Raw genomic sequence first — 237 nt, 5'->3', positions numbered from 1 at the left:
AGTGCTCCTTTAGTAATAATTAATCCTAATAAAATAGCAAAAGAAAAACCAAGTAGCCAAGTAATCAAGGCATTCTTACCTTGTTTTGACTTCAGATCATTAGTATTTATTTCCAATCCTGCTAACAAAAACAAAAAACCCATACCTATTTCACGTAAAATCTCAACTCCTTCTGTCATATGAGAAAATTTTAATACTTGAGGTCCTATTATTACTCCAAAAATCAAAAGCCATATA

1 protein-coding gene is annotated in these 237 nt (G+C 30.0%); it reads right to left on the bottom strand.

The features are described 5' to 3' along the window. Positions 1-237: cation:proton antiporter domain-containing protein (locus ACSBRB_RS10755; RefSeq protein WP_435032738.1), on the bottom strand; the 237-nt coding region annotated here is incomplete at both ends.

The sequence above is a fragment of the Staphylococcus auricularis genome, from assembly GCF_051172115.1.
Taxonomy (GTDB): Bacteria; Bacillota; Bacilli; order Staphylococcales; family Staphylococcaceae; genus Staphylococcus; species Staphylococcus auricularis_A.
This window is presented reverse-complemented; position numbering and strand designations above follow the sequence as displayed.